Here is an 8,021-nt window from a genome sequence, read left to right as displayed (position 1 = left end):
AAGCTGATGTGCTTGCTGAAGCTGATGTGCTTGCTGAAGCTGACGTGCTTGCTGATGCTGATGTGCTTGCTGAAGCTGATGTGCTTGCTGAAGCTGATGTGCTTGCTGAAGCTGATGTACTTGCTGATGCTGATGTGCTTGCTGATGCTGATGTTGATTCAGAAGCTGATGTTGATTCAGAAGTTGATGTGCTTGCTGATGCTGATGTGCTTGCTGAAGCTGATGTGCTTGCTGAAGCTGATGTTGATTCAGAAGCTGATGTTGATTCAGAAGCTGATGTGCTTGCTGAAGCTGATGTGCTTGCTGAAGCTGATGTTGATTCAGAAGCTGATGTGCTTGCTGAAGCTGATGTTGATTCAGAAGCTGATGTGCTTGCTGAAGCTGATGTTGATTCAGAAGCTGATGTGCTTGCTGAAGCTGACGTGCTTGCTGATGCTGATGTTGATTCAGAAGCTGACGTGCTTGCTGATGCTGATGTGCTTGCTGAAGCTGACGTGCTTGCTGATGCTGACGTGCTTGCTGAAGCTGATGTTGATTCAGAAGCTGATGTTGATTCAGAAGCTGACGTGCTTGCTGATGCTGACGTGCTTGCTGAAGCTGATGTGCTTGCTGAAGCTGACGTGCTTGCTGATGCTGATGTGCTTGCTGAAGCTGATGTGCTTGCTGAAGCCGATGTGCTTGCTGATGCTGATGTGCTTGCTGATGCTGATGTTGATTCAGAAGCTGATGTTGATTCAGAAGTTGATCTTGATTCTGAAGCCGATGTGCTTGCTGAAGCTGACGTGCTTGCTGAAGCCGATGTGCTTGCTGAAGCCGATGTGCTTGCTGAAGCCGATGTGCTTGCTGATGCTGATGTTGATTCAGAAGCTGACGTGCTTGCTGATGCTGACGTGCTTGCTGAAGCTGACTTAGATGCACTTGTTGAGGCAGATTCTGAGGCGCTCGTTGATGCTGACTTAGATGCACTTGTTGAGGCACTTTGGCTTGCACTTGTCGACGCTAACTTAGACGCACTCGTTGAAGCACTTTGGCTCGCACTTGTCGACGCTGACTTAGACGCGCTTGTTGAGGCACTTTGGATTGCACTTGTCGACGCTGACTTAGACGCGCTTGTTGAGGCACTTTGGATTGCACTTGTCGACGCTGACTTAGACGCGCTTGTTGAGGCTGACTTAGATGCACTTGTTAAGGCTGACGCTGATGCACTTGTGCTTGCTGATGTGCTTGCACTTGTCGACGCTGACTTAGATGCACTTGTTGAGGCACTTTGGATTGCACTTGTCGACGCTGACTTAGATACGCTTGTTGAAGCACTTTGGCTCGCACTTGTCGACGCTGACTTAGACGCGCTTGTTGAGGCACTTTGGCTTGCACTTGTCGACGCTGACTTAGATGCGCTTGTTGATACTGACTTAGATGCACTTGTTGATGCAGATTCTGAGGCGCTTGTTGAGGCTGACTTAGATGCACTTGTTGAGGCAGATTCTGAGGCGCTTGTTGAGGCACTTTGGATTGCACTTGTCGACGCTGACTTAGATGCGCTTGTTGAGGCTGACTTAGACGCGCTTGTTGAGGCACTTTGGATTGCACTTGTCGACGCTGACTTAGATGCGCTTGTTGAGGCTGACTTAGATGCACTTGTTGAGGCAGATTCTGAGGCGCTCGTTGATGCTGACTTAGATGCACTTGTTGAGGCAGATTCTGAGGCGCTTGTTGAGGCACTTTGGATTGCACTTGTCGACGCTGACTTAGACGCGCTTGTTGAGGCACTTTGGCTTGCACTTGTCGACGCTGACTTAGATGCACTTGTTGAGGCAGATTCTGAGGCGCTTGTTGAGGCACTTTGACTCGCACTTGTTAAGGCTGACGCTGATGCACTTGTGCTTGCTGATGTGCTTGCACTTGTCGACGCTGACTTAGACGCACTCGTTGAGGCACTTTGGCTCACAGCTGTAGAAATAGAGTTGCTAAGCGATATGCTTTCAGATGTTAAATCCTTCAGGCTACTTTGGACAGTATCCACTGTCTTATCTCGATAAGTAATTGTAATTACACCACTATCAGATATAGCAAGCGAACCAATTTCGTTACCTTTTTTATAGTCTGTGTTAGAAAGGATGCTTGCATTGGCCTGTTTAAAGTTTTCAAGAACTTGATTCTTTTCTTCTTGTGTTAGTGATGAAGGGTTTTTAACACCTACTGTCGCACCACTAACAGGATCTTGACGTTCATTAAATCCTTTAATAACAAATGTTGTAGTTGCTTTCCCCCACTGAATTCCAGGATAATCACTAGCTTGGTATTCAACAGTATATTCACCAGGTGTCACAGGTTTCCAAGTGTTCCCACTTCTTCCAACAGTTCCATAAACATTTGTAGTCCATGTTTTATTATTAAAAACGACCCCAACCGTTTGACCTTTATTATTCTTTTGCGCTGTACCGAAACCATAGTCCCCTGGGAAATTTGTTCCCGTCAATCCTGTAATAATTGGATTGTTTGGATTGGCCCAAAAATCTCGTAAGCCTTTGTCGTCATTGAAGACAATATTATAGTTTACTGCATCATCATTGTATACCTCAATGCGTGATGGCATGGTAACAGTTGGTTTTTCATCCGTTTGTGTAGAATTACCTGGAACACTTGGATTCACTGGTTTTTCAGGCGTTGTAGTCTTCGGTCCTGTCTTAACGGGACTACTTACAGCTTTAGAAAAATTCCCCGATGTGCCACTTCCATCAACTGGCCAACTACTTGTACCGACCTGGGCTTGCAGCGTAGCTGTCTTTGAGCTATCGCTTACAGTAGCATAAACAAGAATTGTACCTTCAAGGTTTCTATTTTGATCATGTCTAAAGGTAAAAACATACTCATTGTTTGAGTTATTGCGTAGCTCCATTTCTTGGCCATTGTATGTAGCTCTTGTGATTTTAGTGTTAGCATCAACTTGAGCAATAAGACCCGCATAGTTCAATGGCGCACGTGATGTCATATTGATATGCCAAACGACTTCACGCGTGTCAGAGTTAAAAGTACCTGATTCAATCGCTGAACTAGTAACCTGACCTAAATTTGTTCTGTTAACAAACCCTCTTAGATCTACTCCTGTCGGCATAGCTTGGCCATTACGGCTATCACGTTGACCTGAATTTGCTCTTATAACAGCATTAACAATCGAATTGCGTGCTGATGTTGCTGTTTTAATAACTTCAGTAAGGTCTGCACTTGGATCTTTCAGTGCATTTTCAATTTCAATAGTCGCATTCTGAACTTTGAGAATCACAGAGTCCGTATCTGGCAAGTCTACGGCTTTTGCAAGATATTCTCCCATCTCAGCGGAAAGCTTCGCTAGTTTTTTGCGTTCTTCTTCTGTCTTTTTAGCTGTCGCTTCCGAATCAACTGTAGCAGCAATAGCTGCAGTCGCAGTAGTTGTCACCTCACCTTGCTTAAGGTTTACATTTTCAACTTTAGAAAGAGTATTAGCAAGCGCTACTTTACCATCAAGTGTTGGAGTGACTACTTCCCTCTGAACATCCGTTTGTTGGTCATTATTTTCGCTAGCTTCTACTTGACTTTCCGTTTGTGGTGTATCCACATTTGCAGTCTGCGAATTACTTACCGTTGAACTTGCAGATGTCGATGTACTTGTAGAAGCTGATACACTAGTAGATGTTGAGGTGCTTACTGATTCAGATGCACTCGTCGATGCCGATGTTGAGACACTCGTTGAAACTGATGCAGAGATACTTGTTGAAACACTAGTAGAAACTGATGTTGAAACACTCTCACTAATAGAAGTAGATGTTGAAACTGAAGCTTGTTGTTCACCATCCTTATCTACAGTTCCTAAAACAACCTGATCCGAATTGACTAGGGTATCAGTTCCATCAACCACCTTCTCTACAGCAACTTGTTCATTGGCATAGACATGAGATTGAGTTGCAATCCCTCCACCTATGACCGTTCCTGCAGCAGCTATCCCCTTGAGGATATCAAGCCCAGTTAGGGATGTTGAAACACGATCTTCAACGACTTCTGTTGTAACTTGTGCTGTGTCAATACCACCACGAAGAACCTTGAACAAACCAAAAAGAGAGGTAGATGCTCGAAGCCAATGTTTCCCTGCCTTGATCAATTTATACCTCGTTACTCGGTCTGTTTCTCTATATCGTCCTTCCTGACGTCTAAAAAGCATATTTTTCTCCTTTAGTTCATTTTTTCTAAAAAACAAACCATCAAAACAATCAAACTATAAATCCGTCTTCTATTTGAGATTCCGTCTCTTTTACTAAATATATTAACAGATGTTATTTTGTTTGAAAATTCAGATATGATTGTTCTTTAAAATACTTTATTATAGCACACTTTCACCCCTCTTGTCCAAACATTTTAACAAAAATATATATTAATACTAGCAACCAGACTCTCTTTCTATATATGTAGAACAAAACATATTATAAGATTCTTGTTTTTTAGAAATATGTGATTACACCTGTTTTTACAGACGTAAATAATATAGACGAGAGAATTGTACACAAATATAGCGTTTTTACGACCCAACAAAAAAGCCGCCTGATTGGGCGACTTCATTTTTTATAGGGAGATTAATCTGAAAAAGTTTTAGGAGTATAAGTTATGTTTTTCGTAACCTACGAGATAAGTATACAGCTCCTATCTTAAAGTTTCCTTAAGTATTTTTAAATGTGAGATTTTTCCATTTTTCTCGCCAATTTTTCTTGGATAAACGCTTTTGATAGAGCTTCATTCGGTCTTGATTTTCTAAAAAATGAGGAGTTGGACGAACCTGAAAGTTCAAAATATCCTCCAAACCATAAGGCGCAAAGAATTCCAAAGTTGCGTCAGCTTGCAAGCGAAGTCCTACTGCCGTACAACGCTCTGGATACTTACTCATGGCATCGCAGGAATTTCTATACGGAGGCGTATGGGGACTGTGTTGGTGCATATAGACCTGATTTTTTAATTCCCATTGGTACTGGGGAAAATCTTCTCTCAACTTGTTCTCTATAGCCAGCGTTTCTTCATAACTCACATCTGGGTCAAAGAAAATCACATCCACATCCGTTTCACGATCAAAAACTGGCTTATCTGACAAGAGATTCCAGATAAAATTTCGGACCGAACCTGCTGCCAACCAGGAATCATTTAATTCCAAGTCACGGATGATAGTCAGAATAGCCATCATATCAGGATTTTCTCTGAAAGAATCTAAAATTTCAGCCTTATTTTTCAATGTATTCATACCCCAAATGTTCATATGCCTTAGCTGTCGCGACCCGACCTGAACGAGTTCGCATGATAAAGCCTTTCTGGATTAGGTAAGGTTCGTACATATCCTCAACCGTCTCACGTTCTTCCGCGATATTAACAGAAAGTGTTCCTAGACCGACAGGACCTCCACCGTACATCTCAATCATGGTGCGAAGAATTTTCTGGTCCACATAGTCCAAACCTTCATGGTCTACATCCAGCATGGTCAAAGCCTTATCCGTAATCACATCATCAATCAAGCCATCGCCCATAATCTGCGCAAAGTCGCGCACGCGCTTGAGAAGACGATTGGCGATACGAGGAGTCCCGCGGCTACGTAAAGCTAACTCCGAAGCTGCTTCATGAGTGATTTCCATCTCAAAAATATCTGCCGTCCGCTCGACAATCTCTGTCAAGTCATCATAGGTATAGTATTCCATGTGACCAGTGATCCCAAAACGTGCACGAAGAGGATTTGACAGCATTCCTGCTCGTGTCGTCGCACCAATCAAGGTAAAAGGTGGCAAGTCTAGATGAACACTACGGCTAGCTTCCCCTGCGCCAATCATGATGTCGATGTAGAAATCTTCCATAGCACTGTAAAGCACCTCTTCTACTGACATAGGCAAGCGATGAATCTCGTCGATAAAGAGCACATCTCCTGGCTCCAAGTCATTCAAAATCGCTACCAGATCACCAGCTTTTTCGATAACAGGACCTGACGTTTGTTTGAGATTGACTCCCAATTCATTGGCAATGACAAAAGCCATGGTTGTTTTCCCGAGACCTGGAGGACCAAACAAAAGAACATGGTCCAGTGCCTCATCACGCATTTTTGCTGCCTCGATAAAGATTTGAAGCTGATCTTTGACCTTGTCCTGACCGATATATTCACGTAAATATTGGGGACGGAGGGTACGTTCTACCAACTCCTCATCGCCCATGATTTCATTATCTAAAATTCTACTCATGTTCCTATTATAGCAAAAATCCAGCCTACAAACAAAAAAGCCACCGAATTTGGTGGCTTCATTAGGGAGATTATTATGAAAAAGAAAAGTTTAGGATTTCTATTAAATAAAGTTAGGAGGTCTTTATTTAATGATTACATGATACATGAGTAAACTTAAAGTTAACTTAAGATAAAAAAATTATTTTAATTTTTTTCGATCCACCCAAATCATTCCTGTACAATCATAAGTAGATAAGTTTTCAAACCCCAGAGAACGGTAAAAACCCAAGGTTTTTTCTGTCTGTTCAGTCGCTAGTTGTATTTGGTAGGCATCCTTATAGTCAGCCAAGGCTTCTTTCATCAAGTTACTACCAATTCCTTGGCGCTGATAGCTAGGCAAAACAATCAAATCCTGGACAAAAACGGATGAAAATCCGTCTCCAACCAAACGCACTAAACCAACGATTTTCTCACCATCACGGGCAAGATAAGTCGCTAGCGAATGAGACAAGGCCTGCTCCAACATCTGTGGCTGATTGGTATAGTTTGTCCAACCAACTGCCTGATAGAGATGTAAAACGTCATCTAAAGCAACTAACTGTTGATTTCTAATACAAATCATTTTCTTACCTCCACCAGAATTCTCATTTACTGATAATAGCATAAAAGTAAATAAGAATCAAAAAATGCATAAAATCAATGTAACAAAATTGAACTTATGCATTTTTTACTATTTTATCAATCTAGACTGATTTTCCCTTTTTGAGTTCCCCAAATACCTGTTTGTACTTGTAACTGTAAACCTGAAGCATTTGCAGTCTCATTACTTAAGTCAAATACTACATTTCCTGTGATACTGTTTTCAGGATTTAATTCTGATAAGAAGAATTTTGCTTCTTCATTTGCATACAAACCAGCTGCACCATCTGTTGCATACTCCGTATCACCTTTTAAAAGTTTAAAGAAATCATCAGTAACTGTTATAGATTTTTTACCAGTATTTTTTACTGTTACATTCACAATTAAATAAATACCGTTGGCAGTTTTTCCATATTCTCCGCCAACATTTTGAGATAAGGATTTCGAATTCACAATATATTCAACATCCCCAACTTTGACAATTTCTCCAATCTTATGCTCTGCCTTAGTTGCATCTTCTGTATTTTTAGTTTCTTCTGATGCCTTTTTCTCAACTGTTTCTTCTGATGTTGTTACTTGAGTACTTGAATTGGATGAAGTTGACTGTTTCGATGAATTGGTGCCACTTCCTCCCTTAATAGCACCAAATGCAATAAGCACAATTATTAATATGAACCACCATTTTTTATAAAAAGGCGTTTTTTTCACATAAACGTTCCCATTTTCATCTTTGATTTTCTTAGCCATAAGAAATCTCCTTTAATGTTTTTATTTTAAACTATTATAATATATTTCCTAAAAAAAAAAAGCATTTTTGAATAAAATGTAATTTTTAATTTTTATTAACAGTATCATTTTTTATATATTTCTTACCTAAATATTTTAAAAAGCAAGCTTGCATAAAAATAATATTTTTTTCAAAATAAGGTTTACTCTAGGCTAATTATTCTACTCTAAATATTAAACTTAAAAAGTCTCCAAAGTAAAACTTTGAAGACTTATCATTTTTTATTTCACAACAATATTAACCAATTTAGTTGGCTTCAATAGTCCAGTGGACTATTGAAGGTGGCAGATAGGGGTAATAAACTCGTTATTTAACGACAATATTCACGAATTTAGTTGGCTCAAACAGTTTGGGGAACTGTTTGAGGTTGCAAAT

Annotated in this window: 7 protein-coding genes and 3 pseudogenes; 4 read left to right on the top strand and 6 right to left on the bottom strand. The window is 40.6% G+C overall.

What is annotated here, in order from left to right; genetic code table 11:
• A pseudogene (locus tag QM911_RS07360) lies at nt 1-1,847 on the top strand (hypothetical protein); the annotation flags it as partial.
• Between the two features lie 33 nt (nt 1,848-1,880).
• On the top strand, nt 1,881-2,039 hold the full coding sequence (locus QM911_RS07355; RefSeq protein WP_414313578.1) for a hypothetical protein: 159 nt from the start codon (nt 1,881-1,883) through the stop codon (nt 2,037-2,039).
• Nucleotides 2,040-2,065: 26 nt separating this feature from the next.
• Here the strand turns inward: QM911_RS07355 and QM911_RS07350 are convergent.
• Nucleotides 2,066-2,596: pseudogene (locus QM911_RS07350) on the bottom strand (hypothetical protein); the annotation flags it as partial.
• Between QM911_RS07350 and QM911_RS07345 the strand changes: the two are divergent.
• Both QM911_RS07345 and QM911_RS07340 read left to right on the top strand, forming a co-directional pair.
• Nucleotides 2,583-2,813, top strand: a complete 231-nt coding sequence (locus QM911_RS07345) for a hypothetical protein (protein ID WP_414313577.1) — start codon at nt 2,583-2,585, stop codon at nt 2,811-2,813. The pseudogene QM911_RS07350 and the gene QM911_RS07345 overlap by 14 nt on opposite strands.
• An 864-nt stretch (nt 2,814-3,677) precedes the next feature.
• Nucleotides 3,678-3,860 (top strand): hypothetical protein, encoded by a 183-nt coding sequence (locus QM911_RS07340; protein WP_414313576.1) that lies wholly within the window; start codon nt 3,678-3,680, stop codon nt 3,858-3,860.
• 95 nt (nt 3,861-3,955) lie between these two features.
• On the opposite strand, the pseudogene QM911_RS07335 reads toward QM911_RS07340, so the two are convergent.
• The 5 genes and pseudogenes from QM911_RS07335 to QM911_RS07315 all read right to left on the bottom strand — a co-directional run.
• A pseudogene (locus QM911_RS07335) lies at nt 3,956-4,195 on the bottom strand (accessory Sec-dependent serine-rich glycoprotein adhesin); the annotation flags it as partial.
• Nucleotides 4,196-4,687: 492 nt separating this feature from the next.
• Nucleotides 4,688-5,260: a nucleotidyltransferase family protein gene (locus QM911_RS07330; protein WP_414313575.1), complete on the bottom strand. Its 573-nt coding sequence runs from the start codon at nt 5,258-5,260 to the stop codon at nt 4,688-4,690.
• A complete protein-coding gene (ruvB, locus tag QM911_RS07325) occupies nt 5,241-6,239 on the bottom strand; it encodes a Holliday junction branch migration DNA helicase RuvB (protein WP_414313574.1) in 999 nt (332 codons plus the stop codon). Before ruvB ends, QM911_RS07330 begins: the two co-directional genes overlap by 20 nt.
• A 180-nt stretch (nt 6,240-6,419) precedes the next feature.
• Nucleotides 6,420-6,842: a GNAT family N-acetyltransferase gene (locus QM911_RS07320; RefSeq protein ID WP_414313573.1), complete on the bottom strand. Its 423-nt coding sequence runs from the start codon at nt 6,840-6,842 to the stop codon at nt 6,420-6,422.
• Nucleotides 6,843-6,958: 116 nt separating this feature from the next.
• A complete protein-coding gene (locus QM911_RS07315; protein WP_414313572.1) occupies nt 6,959-7,606 on the bottom strand; it encodes a DUF4352 domain-containing protein in 648 nt (215 codons plus the stop codon).
• Nucleotides 7,607-8,021: the final 415 nt, after the last annotated feature.

The sequence above is a fragment of the Streptococcus infantis genome, assembly GCF_047460825.1.
Classification (GTDB): Bacteria; Bacillota; Bacilli; order Lactobacillales; family Streptococcaceae; genus Streptococcus; species Streptococcus infantis_V.
The sequence above is the reverse complement of the archived record's forward strand: the minus strand, read 5'-3'. Positions and strand labels throughout refer to the sequence as shown.